General features: G+C 72.0%; 12 protein-coding genes. 4 read left to right on the top strand and 8 right to left on the bottom strand.

The genetic code is table 11. From position 1 onward, the window contains the following. Window positions 1-70 precede the first annotated feature (70 nt). The 3 genes from OG521_20965 to OG521_20975 form a co-directional block, all read right to left on the bottom strand. Window positions 71-655, bottom strand: a complete 585-nt coding sequence (locus tag OG521_20965) for a TetR/AcrR family transcriptional regulator (GenBank protein ID WUW23118.1) — start codon at window positions 653-655, stop codon at window positions 71-73. Between the two features lie 229 nt (window positions 656-884). Continuing rightward, window positions 885-2,465: a D-alanyl-D-alanine carboxypeptidase/D-alanyl-D-alanine-endopeptidase gene (gene dacB, locus OG521_20970; GenBank protein ID WUW23119.1), complete on the bottom strand. Its 1,581-nt coding sequence runs from the start codon at window positions 2,463-2,465 to the stop codon at window positions 885-887. Between the two features lie 393 nt (window positions 2,466-2,858). Then, entirely contained in the window at window positions 2,859-3,203 is a 345-nt protein-coding gene (locus OG521_20975; GenBank protein ID WUW23120.1) for a hypothetical protein, read from the bottom strand. Between the two features lie 283 nt (window positions 3,204-3,486). On the opposite strand from OG521_20975, the gene OG521_20980 reads away from it, so the two are divergent. The 3 genes from OG521_20980 (at window position 3,487) to OG521_20990 (ending at window position 8,858) form a co-directional block, all read left to right on the top strand. After that, window positions 3,487-6,030, top strand: a complete 2,544-nt coding sequence (locus tag OG521_20980) for a serine/threonine-protein kinase (protein ID WUW23121.1) — start codon at window positions 3,487-3,489, stop codon at window positions 6,028-6,030. A 31-nt stretch (window positions 6,031-6,061) separates the two neighbouring features. Further along, on the top strand, window positions 6,062-8,404 hold the full coding sequence (locus OG521_20985) for a serine/threonine-protein kinase (protein ID WUW23122.1): 2,343 nt from the start codon (window positions 6,062-6,064) through the stop codon (window positions 8,402-8,404). Window positions 8,405-8,516: 112 nt separating this feature from the next. Beyond that, the gene (locus OG521_20990) at window positions 8,517-8,858 is read left to right on the top strand and encodes a hypothetical protein (GenBank protein WUW23123.1); all 342 of its coding nucleotides are present in this window, start codon (window positions 8,517-8,519) and stop codon (window positions 8,856-8,858) included. A 56-nt stretch (window positions 8,859-8,914) separates the two neighbouring features. On the opposite strand, the gene OG521_20995 is transcribed toward OG521_20990, so the two are convergent. From OG521_20995 to OG521_21005, 3 genes are all read right to left on the bottom strand, one after another. Next, the gene (locus OG521_20995; protein WUW23124.1) at window positions 8,915-9,589 is read right to left on the bottom strand and encodes a response regulator transcription factor; all 675 of its coding nucleotides are present in this window, start codon (window positions 9,587-9,589) and stop codon (window positions 8,915-8,917) included. Further along, entirely contained in the window at window positions 9,586-10,719 is a 1,134-nt protein-coding gene (locus tag OG521_21000; GenBank protein ID WUW26754.1) for a histidine kinase, read from the bottom strand. Before OG521_21000 ends, OG521_20995 begins: the two co-directional genes overlap by 4 nt. A gap of 116 nt (window positions 10,720-10,835) precedes the next feature. Then, window positions 10,836-11,381 carry a hypothetical protein gene (locus OG521_21005; protein ID WUW23125.1) on the bottom strand — a complete coding sequence of 182 codons (546 nt, stop codon included), beginning with the start codon at window positions 11,379-11,381 and terminating at the stop codon, window positions 10,836-10,838. Between the two features lie 357 nt (window positions 11,382-11,738). Between OG521_21005 and OG521_21010 the strand changes: the two genes are divergently transcribed. After that, entirely contained in the window at window positions 11,739-14,030 is a 2,292-nt protein-coding gene (locus OG521_21010) for an ATP-binding protein (protein WUW23126.1), read from the top strand. On the opposite strand, the gene OG521_21015 is transcribed toward OG521_21010, so the two are convergent. Continuing rightward, entirely contained in the window at window positions 14,015-14,479 is a 465-nt protein-coding gene (locus OG521_21015) for a response regulator (protein ID WUW23127.1), read from the bottom strand. The two genes, OG521_21010 and OG521_21015, sit on opposite strands and share 16 nt — an antisense overlap. Then, the gene (locus tag OG521_21020) at window positions 14,476-16,251 is read right to left on the bottom strand and encodes a SpoIIE family protein phosphatase (protein ID WUW23128.1); all 1,776 of its coding nucleotides are present in this window, start codon (window positions 16,249-16,251) and stop codon (window positions 14,476-14,478) included. The genes OG521_21015 and OG521_21020 overlap by 4 nt, the downstream gene beginning before the upstream one ends. Window positions 16,252-16,449 lie beyond the last annotated feature (198 nt).

Consider the following 16,449-nt stretch of genomic DNA (forward strand, 5'->3'; position numbering starts at 1 on the left):
TATCTGGGCGTGCGGCACGCGGTATGCGGTATGGGGGTGGAGGGCGCCGATGACCCCGGCGCCCCGTGACTCAGTCCAGCAGGGTGAGCGCCTGCTCGGCCGCGTCCCGCACCCGGGCGGGATCGTCGGACGCCTTGCCGACGATCCGTACGCCCTGGAGCAGGACGAGCAGCATGCGGGACAGTGCGCGCGGATCGCGGTCCGCGGGCAGCTCGCCCTGCGCCCGTGCCCGGACGAGCGCGGAGTGCAGCAGCGTTTCGAGGTGCTCCCAGCTGATCTCGACCCGGCGGGCCGCCGCGGAGTCGTGCGGCGCGAGTTCGGCCGCCGTGTTGGTGATGAGGCAGCCGTGCAGCCGGTCCTCGGGGGAGGCGGCCTCCGAGGCGAAGCGGCGGACCACCGCCCGTACGGCGGGCAGGGCCGGCCCCGGCTGGGACAGCTCGGTGAGGAGGAACGGATCGCGGCCCTCGGAGTACCGGTCCATGGCCTTCAGGTACAGCTCGTGCTTGCTGCCGAAGGTGGCGTAGATGCTGGCGCGGCCGATGCCGAGGTGCTCGACGAGATCGGCGATCGACGTCGCTTCGTAGCCGCGCCGCCAGAACAGCTCAAGGGCCGACTGCAGCGCGGCGTCCGGATCGAATTCCTTGGTCCTGGCCACATCGGAGACCGTAAGCCATTGCGGAACGATCGGTCAATAAAGGTGCTCCGCCCGGGAGCCGCGGCCGAGCCGTACTCCAGGTCCGGCTGGACCTGGAGTTGCCGAACAGTAGTCGAGCAGGAGGGGGATCCGGCGCGGAGCCGCCGAGGTGATCGACGAGGTGCGCGTGCGCGGACGGCCGGTACGCCGTCCGCGACGGCGTCCTCGTCGCGGACGGCCCCGTGAGCGCTCAGCCTTCGCGCCGTGCCGCGTCCTCCTGCAAGTACGCGGAGATCATGGCGAGGTCGTCGGCGATGTCCAGCACTTCGTTGACGTCGGTGGTCCGGGTGGAGGCGCCGTTCACGCCCGCGAAGAAGGCGTCGAAGCGGCCGTGGCCCTTGTCGAGGTAGCCGGCGATCGTGATGGCGCCGACGGCCAGCCGGTTGTTGAGCGCATCGAGCCCGACCGCGGCCCCGGTCTTCGCGAACACCTTTCCGCGGGCCGGGCAGTGGGTGCAGTTCTCGGCCAGCAGACCGTCGACGCCGAGGATGGGCAGTGTGTTCCGGAAGACCTTCGCCTCGGGCGTGTGCTGCCAGTACGTCAGCAGCTGCACCACGGCCCTGGGCGTGGTCCGGTCGACGGGGTTTCCGCCGCGGCCGTCCAGGAGCTGGACCTGCTTGCGGTCGACGCCCGCGCGGTCCAGGAAGTCGGCCAGCACCGGGAAGCCGTCCATGCAGTCCTTGCTGCCGGCCGTGACCGCCATCAGACAGATGGCGAGGTTGCCGCCCAGGTTGTGGCTGACCTTGAAGATGAGCTTGGCGTACTGGGAGAACGGCGGCGAGGTGTACAGGGCCACGCGCGGCCGGCCCGCGTACGAGCCGGGGAGCTGCCCGACCGGGTTGGCACCGGTCGCCTTCGCCGTCACCTGCACCCCGGCCCGCTCCAGCGCCTCGATCAGCGCGGTGCGCCCGAAGGCCGCCGGGTCGGTGATCGGGGACACCTTCAGCGCCGGTTCGGAGCCGGCCGCGATGGTGCCGGAGAGCCGGATCCGGGTGCCGTCGGCGGAGGCCGTCACCTGGATGTCCGTCGGCTGCCCCGCAGCCACGGTCCGCACGGTCGACGTGACGCGGTACGGGGAGACCTTCGGCCGCCAGTCCAGCCGGGCGGGCGAGCCGGGACGGGCGCCCGGGGTGGTCAGCAGGTCGATGAGATTGTCGTTGATGATCAGCGGGGTCGGGACGGGGTCGAAGACCGGCTCGGGCCGGAACAGCCGGTCGTCGACGATCACGTTCCCCGCGACACGGGTGATGCCGGAGAGCCGCACCTGCTGGGCGAGCTTGTCGATCCCGGCGAGCGGGTTCTCCGGGGTGAGCGTGGCGCCGGGGAAGTCGTCGGCGTACGTGTGGTCGAGATCGGTGTAGTCGACCGTGCCGTCCCGACGGGTCCTGCCGCCCATGGTGAGATCGCCCTGGGCGACCAGGCCGAGATCGCCGTTCAGCGTGCTGCCGCGGCGCTCGCCGATCGCGTACACGGGCGTCCTGAAGCGGTGGTCGCCACCGAGTGCGTCCCACGCCCCGGAGGTCCCGAACAGCTTGGCCACGGAACCGGGGATGAAGAACTGATCGGCGAACCGGCTGTGGACGACCCGCCCGCTGTCCGGGTCCTGCTGGAGCAGACCCCACTGGGCGTGGGGGTAGTCCGGCTTCCGCATGATCTCCGTGATCCGCGGGTCGAGCCGGTCGGGACCGGCGGTGTCGGGCGACGAGACCGCCTGGGCGGCGGCGCCCGATGTCAGGGCCAGGAGCAGCAGCGCACTGCATCCGGCGACCACACGACGCCGAAGGGACCGGAAGTCTTCTCCTCGCACTGCACCACGCACCGTTCGTCTCGGCAGGTTGCTGTTCATGGGGTCAGGTATGGACCCCGGTGGGCACGGAAAACGGGCGGCGCGAACGGGTGTCACCTGAACGGCACGGCGCATTCGTCGAAATGCGCAGCGAACGCGCGGCCGGGACGGTGGGCGCAGCCGCTGCCCGCATCCGCCGGGACGGCCGGGCAGCGGCTGCGGCTGCGGCCCGATTCAGCCCTCGGCCCTCTCAACGGCGGTTCCGCGGGGGAGGCCTCCGGCACGAGCGCGGTCATCCGCGGCGGGTGTGGTGACTCCGCAGGACGAACCAGCCCCAGGCCACTGACCTGGGGCTGCGCTCCGGAGCGTGTGACGGGTTCAGGAGAAGACGACGGAGCGCACGAGGAGCCGGTCCGATGCGCCGCCTCCCGGGCGCAGGGTGAAGTAGGCGCCGCCCGTGCAGTCGGCTTCGAGGAAGACCGTCGCCGTCGCGTCGGTCCGGTTCTTGGGCGCGTAGGCGGCGGATCCCGGCTCGGATCCGGGTCCCTGGATGTTGATGCACGTACCGCTGGGCGGGTCGTTGACGAAGCCGACGGCGTCGTAGCCGTCGGAGGTCGTGTACGAGTAACGGAATTGGCCGTCGGCGGCCGAAGCGGAGCCGGGGGCGGTGAGGAGCAGTACGAGGGCGCCGGCCGAAGCGGCCATGGCGGAGCGGAGACGCATGACGTGTTCCCTTTATCTCGTGGGCGTACGAAGATCACGGCAAGCGCTGCCCGCCCCGGACGGGAGGTAGGCCCCGCGTCGCCCGAACGAGGGGTGAGGAATCGTTCCTCTCGCGCGTTCGGCTCTATCGGCCCGCGGCTTCCGCCCCGGGCGCCCGCAGTGGCCTCGCGCCTTCGGACGGTCCACGCACCGCGACCACCTCTGACCGCCCGCAACCACTGCGTGCGGCCGCGTGACAGACTGTCGCAACGCGTGTGTTGGTCAGGGGAGTTGGGGGCGGCGGATGCTGGGGCAACTGCGTGGGACGTCACCGCGCGCCGTCGGACCGTATGTGACGCTGGCCCGGCTGGGCGCGGGAGGCATGGGCGAGGTCTTCCTGGCCCGCCCGGAGCGCCTCGGCGCCGGGTACGGCCCGGCGGACCTCGTGGCCATGAAGGTGATCCGCAACGAGGTGGCCCGGGACGAGGCGTATCTGCGGCGCTTCGCGCGGGAGGTCGTCGTCGCGGCATCGGTGACCAGCCCCTACGTGGCGCGCCTCACCGACAGTGAGGTGACGGCGGAACCGCTCTGGCTGACCACCGAGTTCGTGGTCGGGCCGACCCTGGCCCAGGCCGTGGGCCGGCACGGTCCGCTGCCGCTCGGGTCGCTCGCCCGGCTCGGTGAGGGCATGGCGCGCGCCCTGGTGGCCGTGCACGCCGCGGGAGCGACGCACCGCGACCTGAAGCCGGCGAACGTGCTGCTCGCCGCGGACGGCCCGCGGCTGATCGACTTCGGTGTGGCCCGTACGAGCACCGCCACGACCCTGACAGCGACCGGACACCTGGTCGGCACGCCCGCCTACATGTCACCCGAGCACATCGCCGGTGGGCGGCACGTGGTCGCGGCGTCCGACGTGTTCTGCCTGGCCTCGGTCCTGGCGTACGCGGCCACCGGCCGGGACCTGTTCGGGAACGGGCCGGTCGCGGCGGTGCTCTACCGGGTGGCGGAGGCCGACGCCTCACTCGACGGACTTCCCGCCGGGCTGGTTCCGCTGATCTCGGCGTCCCTGGCCAAGGACGCGGCGTCGAGGCCGACCGCGGAGGACCTCGTGGAGCGGTTCGCCGCACTGCGCGCGGCGCACGACGAGGCGGGGGACGGTTCCGGGACGGGCTGGCCGGACCCCGTGACCCGGGACATCGAGGACGAGTACCGCGACGTGACGGCGCTCTGCGCGACCGGTTCCCCGCTGCTGCCGCTGACGAATCCCGACACCGCCCAGGATCCGTACGCCGGTCGCCCGCTCGGCGCAGGCACCCTGGCTCCGCATCAGTTCCCGACCCTGGGCCCCACCCCGCCGGCATCCGCCCCGCCCCCGACGACCCGCCGTCGCGGGCGGCTCCGGGTGCTCGCGGTCATCGCGGCAGTGGCTGTGGCCGGGGCGGGAGCGGGGGCGTATCTGGCCCTGCGCGGCGGGGGTGACGGATCCGGGGACGGGGGTGGCGTACCCGGCCCGACGACGACCCTGACCCCCGCACAGCTGGTCGCCCAGGCAGGGGTCGACGACACCGGCACGGTCGACCGCAGCGGCTACGTACCGCAGTTCGCCGCGCAGCGGGCCCCCGGCTGGAAGCCCTGGCAGGGACGGTTGAGCAGGGCGCGCATGAGCTGCGCCGCGGACACCCGGGCCCTCGTGTGCCTGCTGACCAACGGCACGTACGAGGCGGTGTCCACGGTCGACGGGCACCGGCTGTGGGTGGCCAGTGGCCAGTCCGTCGTCGAGAACGGCACCGGAGAGGCCTATCGCGGGCCCAGCACCGGCACCTTGTTCATGCCGGGAGACTCCCTCGTCCCACAGGTGAGAGGCGGGCGCGCCCTGATCGCGTCGGACGGCGAACTGCAACTGCGCGACTCGCGCACCGGTGCCGTTCGCTGGCGGGCCCAGCCTCCCTCCGGACGGGGGGAGCTGAGCGAGCAGCCGCTGCTGGCGGATGACACGGTCATCGCCACCATGGAGGGGAAGTCGCTCAGCGCAGAGCCGAAGGGCGCCTCGATGCGCGCGTACGACATCACCGACGGCAGCACCCGGTGGGACCTGACACTCGACAGGGGCGACAGCCCGAGCCATGCCGAGGACGGCAGGTATGCGGCCCGGGCGCTGATCGACGGTGTGGTGTACGCGCAGACGCCCGACGGGCTTCTCGCGGTCGACGCCCGGAAGGGAGACGTCCTCGGCCGCGCGTCGCCCGCCTCGGACAGCGGCTGCCGCACCGTGTCCTCCGGCGGCGGCACGATCCTGTGCGAGAGCAGGGTGGACGACGAGCAGCCGAGCGCGGACGAGGGCAGGGCCGAGGTCCGGGTCGACCGCTACGAGGCCCGCAGCCTCAAACCCGCGGGCCACTACGCGTACCTGCTCGACGAGAAGGCCACACGCGTCGACATCAGCGTGACGGCGACCGACAGCACGTACGCCCTCGCCCGGCGCAGCGACGACGACAAGGACACCGGCCTCATCGTTCTGACGGATCTGCGCACCGGCAAGCAGACGCAGACTCTGAAGGCCCCCGTGAGCGGGCCGAGTGTGTCCACCCCGCTGCTGGCGGACGGGCAGGCGGTGTTCGCCGACAACCACTCCCTCTACGTGACACCCCTGGACCGGAAGAGCGGCCGCCTCGGCAAGCCGAAGGCCATCCCGCTGCCGGGTGCGCCCGGTGACCGCAGCGAGACCCCGGACGACGGGAACGGATTCGTCATCCGGGACCAGATCCGGCCGCCGCAGGTCCTGATGCTGGGGGGTGTGGTCCACGTGGTCTTCGACCGCGGCACGATCTCCTCGGTGAAGCTGCCGTGAGCGGGGCCCGCACCGCGGACAAGGACTCGCCGTGCTGACCCCCTGGCAGGGGCCGATCCGGCGCATCGGCCCTTACCGGCTCATCGGCCGGATCGGCGCGGGCGGAATGGGCGAGGTGTTCCTGGCGCGCCGGGAGGCCGCGGGCGGTGTCGTGGCCGGGCCACTCGTCGCCGTGAAGACCCTGACGGCGCCGGCCGACGAGACCGGCTCCGACTTCCGGACCCGTTTCCGCCGCGAGATCCGGGCGGCGCACGCGGTCACGGGGCCGTACACCGCCGCGCTCCTCGACGGCGACGCCGATGCCGAGGACGCCTGGCTGGCCATGGAGTACGTCGCCGGTCCCGCGCTGGGCGACGCGGTGGTCCGCTGCGGCCCGCTGCCGGTCCCGGCGGTACGAACCCTGGGCGCGGGGCTCGCCCGGGCGCTGGACGCGGTGCACACCGCGCGTGTCCTGCACCGCGACCTCAAACCCGGCAACGTGCTGCTCACCGCCGACGGGCCGCGGCTGATCGACTTCGGCATCGCGCAGGCCTTCGACGCGACGGCCCTCACCGCGACGGGCCTGCTCATCGGCACCCCGGGCTATATGGCACCCGAGGTGCTGACGGGCACCAGCGGGCAGGTGCCCGCGTCGGACGTGTTCTGCCTGGGCGCGGTCCTGTGCTTCGCCGCGACAGGCCGTGGCCCCTTCGACGACGAGGAACCGGCGTCGGTGCTGTACCGCATCGCGTCCGGCGCCGCGGACCTGTCGGCGCTGCCACCGGCGCTGCGCGATGTGATCAACTCCTGTCTGCAGCCCGATCCTGCGGCGCGCCCCACGGCTGCGGAACTGGCGGCGGAGCTGTCGGCGGAGCCGTCCCGCACCACCCCCGGCCGACCGCTGTGGCCGGCCTCCTACCTCTCTCTCTTCGCCGCGCACCGCGAAGCCGTGGAACGCTGCGAACAGGCTTCGGGCACCGTCCCGTTGGAGCAGGCGGCCACCTCCGCCGCCACCCCGGCTCCGCCCCTCGTCGCGCCGCCCTCGCCGACGGCGGTCTCCGGGCGTCCCGGGCCGCCGTCTTCGGCGCCACCCGCCACGCTCAGGCGGTGGCCGTTGGCCGCGACGGCCGCGGCCCTGGTCGCCGCGCTCGCCGTCACGCTGGCCGTGGTGCTGCCCGACGACAGCACACGCACCCCGGCTCCGGCGGCGGAGGACAAACCGAAGGTGAAGCAGACCGGCCCGTTCGCCGTTCCGGACGGGGACGCCGCACACAGCGGCGAGTTCACCGCTGCCGCACTCGACGGGAAACAGCGGCCTGACGGCTGGCGCGCCTGGGCCCGCAGCGTCAAGGGCGCCGGAGCGACCGGTGGTTGCACGGCCGCTGCGGGGCTGCTCGTCTGCGGAGACGGGCACGGAGCCGCCCGCGCCCTCGATCTGGCCACCGGCAAGGAGAAGTGGCGTACGGAGGCTTTCGACGAGAGCAGGACGGCCGACGACAGCTTCCCGGAGACGCCGCCGGGCGACCCCGCCATCGCCCCCGTCACGGACGGCACCCTCTTCTTCGTGCCCGCGGAGGCCGGGGTCAGCGCCGTGGACGCGGCGACGGGCCTGGTCAAGTGGCGTTACCAGCGCGCAAGTTACACAGGGCTGCGGGCGCTGACCTACGCGGACGGCCGACTGTACGTCGCGCACATCGACGACCAGGCGGCCTCCGATGCCGAACTCGTCGAAGTGCAGGCACTGCGCACGAAGGACGGCGCCCAGGAGTGGACCGGCCACCTGCCGGAGGCCAACGGCCCCTTGATCGTCCACGACGAGCAGCTCTATCTGACCCTGGCCGACGGATCGGTGGCCGCTCTGGACACCACCGCAGCCGTGCCGTCGCCGCGGATCCGCGACGACATCGACTGCTCCGGCCTGCTCGCGCACGACGACACCCTGCTGTGCTGGTCGACCCGGCGCAGCGGCGTCCTCCTCCTCGCCCCGGACACGCTCGTGACCCGGCGGACCCTGGCCCCGTCGGCCACTCCCGCCGCCGCGCCGGTGGCAGGTGACCGCGACATCCTTGTCCTGCGGGACACGAGCGGACGCCTGAAGGGTTTCGACTGGCCGACGGGCAAGCCCCTCTGGGACCGCCCCGCACCGACGTCGACCACCGGCCTGGCCCTCGCCGACACCCGCGTCCTGGCGGTGGGGCGACGAGAGCTACGCACATTGGACATCACCGACGGCTCCACAGCGGGCACCACACACCTCCCCACCCCCGAGGGCCTCCGCCTGGACCTCGGCCCACTCGCCGAGCCACTGTGGCTGGGCGGCGTCCTGTACCTCACGGCACAGACGGGAATCACGGGCTCGATCGCGGCACCTGGTGCGGCTGTGCCGAAGGGATAGCGAGGGCCGAGGGGGGCATCGGTGCCGCCCGGAGCAGGGACATGAGCGGAGGCAGGAAGCGGCGACGGGCGCTAAGCCCCTTCCGGTCAACACCCGTTGCTGGGCCGAGGAGGTGGACACCGGTGGCGCGTCCGAGGCGGTCGTCGACCACGGTTCGCCCGAGAACCCGGCGGCGGGCACGGCCGACGGCCCGGAGGGCGGGGGCGCGGTCAGCACCGTCACCGACACCTTCCCGGCGGCGAGGCTGACCGTCACCAAGCACGTGGTCAACGGCGGATCGGGCCGGTGCGGCTTCGGTCCCGACTGCACCACGGACCAGGGCGACGTGGCCCTCGCGGCGGACGACAGCGCCTTCTCCCTGAAGGGCGGCGAGGAGCGCGAAATCAGCGTGCCCGAGAGCGCGGAGTGCGCGGGCTGCCGCGGAGCCTGCCACCCAGCGCGACGCCCACTCTGACCTGCTGAGATGCGCGGAGAGGCCGCCGCGCGAGGAGGCCGCAGCGTCTCGACGGCTCAGGCCAGGCCCGCCCCGAGGGCGCGGCGCACGGCGTCGGCGCGGTCCTTGATGTCCGCCTTGGCGAAGAGGTTGTTGATGTGCGTCTTCACCGTGGCCTCGCTGATGAAGAGCTTCTCGGCGATGGCACGGTTCGGCAGGCCCTGGCCGATCAGGGCGAGGACCTCGCGTTCGCGCGGGGTGATGTCACCGGGCAGCGGCTGTCCTGCGGGTCCGGAGGCCGGGGGCCTGGTGCGGGCCGTGGCCAGGAGGCGGTTCTGGACTTCGCGGTCGAGGACGGACTGCCCCGCGGCGGCGGCGCGGATGGCGCGGGTGATGTCCTGGCGCCCGGCGTTCTTGGTGAGGTAGCCGATGGCGCCGGCGCTCAGCGCGGCGAGGATGGAGTCGTCGTCGGCGAACGTGGTCAGGATGACCACGGCGACCCCGGGGTGCTCCTCGGTGAGCCGCCGGGTCGCCTCGGTGCCGTCCATCACGGGCATCCGCAGGTCCATCAGGACCACGTCGACCGGTCCTGCGGCGACTGCGGCGAGTACTTCGGTGCCGTCGGCGGCCGAGGCGACGACGTCGATGTCCTCGGCCAGACCGAGGACCGCTGCCAGCGGCTCCCGTACGGCAGCCTGGTCGTCGGCGACGATCACCCGCAGCCGCTGGGGATTCTGCGTCGGTTCACTCATCCCGGAATCACTGCCTCCACTTGCCAGCCGCCCTCGTCCGGTCCTTCGGTGACCGGGCCCGCAGTGATCGTGCCACCCAGCAGGGCGACCCGTTCCCGCATGCCGATCAGCCCCATTCCGCTGCCGACGCCCGCGCGCACCGCACGGGTGGCCGCGCTGTTACGGATCCTCAGTGTCGTCGACGCGGCGTCGAACGTCAGCTCCACGCGGACCTCGCCGCCGGGCGCGTGCCGGACGGCGTTGGTCAGCGCCTCCTGCGCGATCCGCAGCAGGTTCTGCGTGACCCGGGACGGTACGTCGCGCACGGTGCCGGTGAGGACGAGGGCGTCGCGGTGGCCGGACGAGTCGAGCATCGCGGTCAGACTGCCCACCAGCGGCAGGGAGTCCTCACGGAGCGCATGGACGGTCCACTGGGCCTGCTTCAGGCTCTCCTTGACCATGCTGTGCGCCTTCTGGTTCGCCTCACGGACCTTCTCCAGGTCACCGGTTTCGATCAGGGCGTCCGCCAGTTCCAGCTGCATGTTGATGCCGGCGAGGGAGTGGGCCAGGACGTCGTGCACGTCGCGGGCGATCCGTCCCCGCTCGGTGAGGACGGCGGCCTGGGCCTCGGCGCGGGCGGCCCGCTCGGCGGACTCCGCGGCCTCGATGACCGCCTGGACGGCGCGCCGGCGGCTGCGGTTGATGATGCCGAGGACGACCGGGGTGGCGGTGGCCAGACCGACCGCCCAGGGCAGCAGGTGGTGGCCGGGGCCGATGCGGAAGTACAGGACTCCGCCGCACAGCAGGCCGCAGAACGCCGCGAGGGCCAGGGCCTGCCTGGGCTGCAGCCGGTATCCGGCGTGGCCGACGATGAAGAACGCGAAGAGGTAGCTCGATCCGCTGCGGCTGACGGCGATCAGGGCGGCCGCGGCGACGATGCCGAGGGTCAGCCAGACCAGGGCGACGCGGGGCGGGACCCGGCGCTCGGGCAGGTGCCGGGCGAGGAGGGCGAGGGAGTTGACGACGATGAGCACGGCGACCGCGAGGCCCCGGCCGCTGAGACCGATCGGCCGCACCGTGAGGAACGCGGAGCCGATGACGAACAGGGTCAGGACCCAGCCCACGCGAGGATCGTGACCTGTGAAGGCCAGGGGGCCGGACGCTCGATACGGGGCCGGGCCCGTATCGAGCGCGCTCTCCTCTGCGGGAGTGCTCTGCTTCTCCGGGACGCTCTGTGCTTCGGGCACGGCGTGACCATAGTCCACGGTCAGGCCGCGCGGTCGAGAGAGGGCGCCGGGTGCGTCGCCGCGGCCGTCCGCGCCTGCTTGCCGTTCACCATCCGGCTTCGGACGAAGATCGTCGCGAGTCGCGTGACGACCTCGGTGAGGGCCATCAGGACGAAGGCCGCGACCCAGGCCTGGTCGGTGGTGATGTGGTGGGCGATGCTGAACCGCGCGACGTTGTCGCCGCCGCCGTGCGAGACCCAGAACTGGAAGCCCATACGGGCGCCCATGCCGAGCACCCAGAGGATCGCGGAGACCGCACCGGCCTTGATCAGCAGGTGCTCGCCCGCAACCCGGATGCGGGTGTAGACGCCGCCCGCGATGCCGAGCGCCGCGCCGACGGCCACGAGCGCGCCGATCAGCACCAGGTCGTTGCCCGAGGTGGGCACGCTGTCGAGGTACGTGTGGGCCACGAAGGCCACGATCCCCAGCGGGATCAGGAAGGTCTTGAGGTCGAGACGGCCTTCCCGCAGTTGCCGGAAGACGATCAGGACGAGGGCGATGTCGGTGATCCACTCGGTCGTTGTCATGCCCCCAAGCCTGCTGGCGCAGGGCCTCGCGCACCTGGACCCATGGGTGGAACGACGGGTGGAGATCGGCGCCCCGCAGACCTCCACCCCACCTGCTCCTGCTCCCTGCGCCTCTGCGCCGTACGGCTCGGCGAGGCGGGTGCGGAGGTCCGCCACGGTCGGCCGCCGGCCCGGGGCTTTGGGTTCGAGCTGTGGAGCGGGTGACGAGAACCGAACGCGCGCCCGCGGCGGACGGCCGCCGCCGGGAGCGGCGACACACACCCGCAGCAGCTCATCCGCCGCAGGGCGCCGTGGAAGGATCGCGGCAAACCGGACATCGATCTGGCCGGTTCGAGAACTCTGCGCGGGGGAGAAGCGATGTCCCTACCGGAACCGGAACGCGAGGCCGAAGCGGCGGCGGCCATCGGCTTCGACCTCAGCGAATGCGTCCGGGAGCCCATTCACCGGCTGGGCATGATCCAGTCCCACGGCACCCTGCTCGCGGTGGAGGCCGATACCGGCACCGTGGACACCGCGGCACTGAACACGCTGTGCCTGCTGGGGATCGCTGCCGAGGAGCTGGTCGGAGGGCCCGTCACGCGGGTGCTGTCCCCCGACCACTGGGCCGAGGCGCTCCAGATCAGCGCTCAGCACGATGCGGCGAGCCTGGTTCTCCCCGTCTCCGTCGATGTGGCGGGCGCCCCCCGGATGTTCGACGTGACCGCGCACCGGCACGGGCCTCTGGTCGTTCTGGAGTACGAGTCGCGCACCGTCGCGGCGCCCCACTTCCCGCACTTCTACCAGGGGGTCCGGCGCGCTCTGGCGCGTCTGCGGTCCTCGACGACAGCGGTCGAATGCTGCCAGGCGGCCGCCCGTGAGATCCGGGCGCTGACCGGCTTCGACCGCGTGGTCGGCTACCGCTTCGACGGGGAGAACGGGCCGGGAGAGGTGGTCGCCGAGGACCTCGCCGAGGGCCGCGAGCCCTGGCTCGGACTCTGGTTCCCCGCCAGCGACATCCCGCCCCAGGCAAGGCGGCTCTACCGCGAGAACTGGATCCGGGTCATCGCCGACGTGGACGACACCAGCGTGGGTCTGCACCCTCCGCTCCGAGCCGGTTCGGGCCTGCCACTGGACCTGTCGAACTCCGTGCTGCGCACGGTGTCCGGCTTCCACCTGGAGTACCTGCGGAACATCGGTGTGAAGTCGTCGATGTCGGTGAGCGTCCTCCGGGAAGGCGAGCTCTGGGGGCTGATCGCCTGCCACGGCTACGCGGCTGTCACCGTCCCCCCGGAAATGCGGGCGGCGTGCGAGTTCTTCGGCGTCGCCTTCTCCCTCCAACTCGCGGTCATCGAGGAACGGGAGCAGGCCGAGGCGCTCACCGCATCCCGCGAGCGCCTCGACCGGATCATCTCCCGGGTCACGCCGGACCTGGAGGGCTCACTCCTGGCAGGCGACGACGCCCTCAGACATCTGCTGCACGCCGACGGTGCGGTGCTCTGCCGCGGCGGCCAGAGCACCATCAGCGGAATGAGCGTTCCCCCCGCCCTGCTGGAGGCCCTTCAGGCACGCGCGGCAGGGCCGGCACCCGGCACGGTCTGGAGTACGGACCGCCTGTCGGAGGTGTCGGAGGTGTCGGACGATCCGGACGGCTTGGCGGAAGACGGCCCGGCAGGGGCCCTGATGGTCACGCTGAGCCGCTCGGGTGACTTCCTCGCCTGGTTCCGCGAGGCCCGTCCGACCGCCCGCCAATGGGCCACCGACCCCTCCATGCCCGTCCAGGTCGGACCACGTGGCGAACGGCTCACCCCGCGCGGCTCAGGTGCCGTGTACCGCGCGGTGGTACGAGGACAGAGCCTGCCCTGGACGCCCACCGACCGTGCCACCGCACAGGAGCTCTGGCGCACGCTGACAGGGCTCGTACTCCGGCACGAGGCGGAGCTGGCAGCGTTGAACGAGCAGCTGCGCATCACCAACTCCGACCTCGACTCATTCGCTCACGTGGCGGCTCACGACCTGAAGGAACCACTGCGAGGCATCTCCAACGCCGCGACCTTCGCCATCGAGGACGCCGCCGCGGAGCTCGACGCGACCACCGTCCGCCGGATGCACACCGTGCGACGGCTGGCCGGCCGGATGGACGACCTGCTCGACTCGCTGCTGCACTTCGCCCGACTGGGCCGAGGCGGGCTGCACCGCGCCCGTGTCCCACTGGACCGCGTACTGGATTCCGCGCTCGACGTGGCCGGCGAACGCCTGGCCGAAGCCCGTGTGCGGGTCGTCCGACACGACCTGCCCGAGGTGTACGCCGATGAGAACCGGCTCTACGAAGTGCTGGTCAACCTCCTGGTGAATGCGGCCAAGTACGCCTCCGACCAGGACGATCGCACGGTCGAAGTGCTGGTCGCCACGCTCCGCCCACCGGCCGGCGGGCCTCCACAGCAGACCGTCGTGGTCCGGGACAACGGCATCGGCATTCCCCCCGACCAGCAGCACCAGGTCTTCGAGCTCTTCCGCAGACTGCACGGACAGGGTGAGCGCGGGGGCGGCACCGGCGTGGGGCTCGCGATCGTCAGGCGGATCGTCGAGCGCCACGGCGGCGAGCTGTGGCTCGACAGCGCACCGGGCCGCGGGACGGCCTTCTTCTTCACCCTGGGTCAGGAGGGCGGCTGAGCGGCCGGGCCCTCGTCCCCGCCCTTCGCCTTTCTCTGCCAGTAGTCGACAGCCCCTTTCAGCACCGCGCTGAAGAGTTCGAAGTTGACCGGCTTGTAGATGTAACTGTCGGCGCCTGCCGCATAGGTCGTGTCCACCTCGTCCGGGCCGGTGGACGAGGTGAAGGCCACGACGGCCACGCCGTCCAGTTCCGGCCGGGAACGGATCGACCGCAGCACATCGGCCCCACTGGGACCGGGCAGTTTCAGGTCCAGAAGGACGAGCCCCGGCCGGCGTGCGGCTTCCAGCAACCGCTCGACGAATCCCGTCCCCCGGTCGGTGAAGTCCAGTGCCAGACCCGGATGGGTGCGCCGGAGCGCCCGCGCGATGGCCTCGGCGTCCTCCGCCGAATCCTCGACCACCCAGACGAGGTCGTGATCGATCCTCTGCTCCCCGGCAGGCCCGCTCATCCGACGGACTCCGCCCGTGCGACGAGCACGGCGATGTCGTCCGCACCCGTCGCCCGGAATTCCACTACAGCCTCGGCCAGCCGCTCGGCGAACCGCCCCGCCCCGCCGGCACCCTGCCGCGCGACCTCGTCCCGCAGACGCGATTCGAAGTACATCCCGTCGGCCGCTCTCGCCTCGGTCACTCCGTCGGTGAACATCACCAGCGCGTCCCCCGGCGCCAGGCGCACCGACCCGGATCCGTACTCGATGTCCTCCAGCACGCCCAGCAGATCCCCGTGGGCGACGAGTTCCTCCACGGTGCCATCCGCACGCCGCAGCAGAGGCGCCGGATGCCCGGCACTCCAGTAGCGCGCACGAAACCCCCCTCCGTCCGGTACCAGTACCACTACGAGCGCCGTCACGAAGCGGGTCGTGCCCTCCCTGACCAGGGCCTGATTCAGCCGTTCCAGCGCGTGCTCGGGCGTGCTGCCGTCCTCGAGAAGGGTGCGCAGGGTGTGGCGGGCCAGACCCGTCAGCGCCGCAGCCTCCGCCCCGCGTCCGCAGACGTCGCCGAGGAGGAGGGTCACACCACCCTGCGCCCTCGGGACGGCGTCGTAGAAGTCACCGCCCACGTCGAGCGAGACGTCACCCACTTCGTACGCGGAACTCAGCGTGATTCCCGGAATCAGCGGCAGCTCGCTCGGGAGCAGATGCCGCTGGAGAGAGACCACGTGGCGGCGCCGCTGTTCGTACAGGGTGCTGCTGTCGATGGCCAACGCCGCCCGGTCGGCCAGACCCGCAAGGAACTGTGAGGCCCCCTCGGCCACGACCGCCCGATGGTAGAGAAACGTCAGGGTGCCCAGGACCCGGCCCCGGGCCTTGAGCGGGTTCACACTGATCGCCCGCACGGCGCGGCCCGCCCCGGACGACGCGGGCCCGAAGGGCCCCCCTCGCAACCCCTCACCCTTCAGCGCCAGCGCCTGCCCGTTGCCGAGTACCTGCCGCAGCATCTCCGTCAGCCAGGCGTCATCGGCGGCAACCTCGCCGAGCCACTGCTGGTCACCGGCGTCCATGTGCGCGAAGGACACGGATTTCAGTCCTTCGGGAAGAGAAAGATGCAGAACGCACCCCTCGGCGATGGCGGGAACGGCCGTGCGAGCCACCCGCTGCAAGGTGCTTTTCACATCAAGGCTCGAATCCATCTGCAACGACGCCTCCGCCAGAAAGGCGTCACTCACCTGACGCACCTCATCGGCGCGCCGCGCCGTGATGCGCCTGTCCGAGACCATGGCGACCTCGGCCACCTGCTTCAACCGGGTCCGCAGCGTCACATCGATGGTGTCCCTGTCCGCGGTACCGACCATGAACGAGGCCCAGCCGTCCTGCCCCAGCGGCACGGCACACTCGGCCAGGCTCCGCGTGCCGGCCGCCGCCAGCACCTGGATGTGCGGCATGGCGCCGTCGAGCTCCGACACTTCGTGGACCGTGACAGTCGGATCACCGTCCGGAGCCCCGGCTGCGCCGGATTCGCCGTAATTACGTTCGATTTCCACGAGCGATGACGTCGGCTCCGCCACGCTGACACTCCGCAGATAGTGCAGCAGCCCGCCGCTCCAGCGGGTACCCACGACGGCCAGTACACCGGGCATGCGGAGCAGCATGTCGTAGAGGGAGTCGGCCAGCCCCGTCACGTCCTGCGCGTTCTCGGCGACGCGCCAGAGCTCGTGCAGACGGCCCGACCACCATCCGTCATCATCCGCCTGACGTGAAGCCCTGCCCTCGTGCTGCTCCACCGCTGATCCGCCGTCCCGTATCACCACTCGGCCCCGGCCCGTCATGGGAAACGCTATGCCACCCCGCGACTGAGCGCCTCCAGGCGCGGTCCCGGTGGCGCTCGGCGGGAGACGCGAGAGGCCGACCGCCACAGCCGTCGCCCGTTCCGTCCGCCCGGGCGCCCCACGGGCTGCTTCGCACCGCCACCTTGTGGATCG

It is taken from the genome of Streptomyces sp. NBC_01463, from assembly GCA_036227345.1.
Lineage (GTDB): Bacteria > Actinomycetota > Actinomycetes > Streptomycetales > Streptomycetaceae > Streptomyces.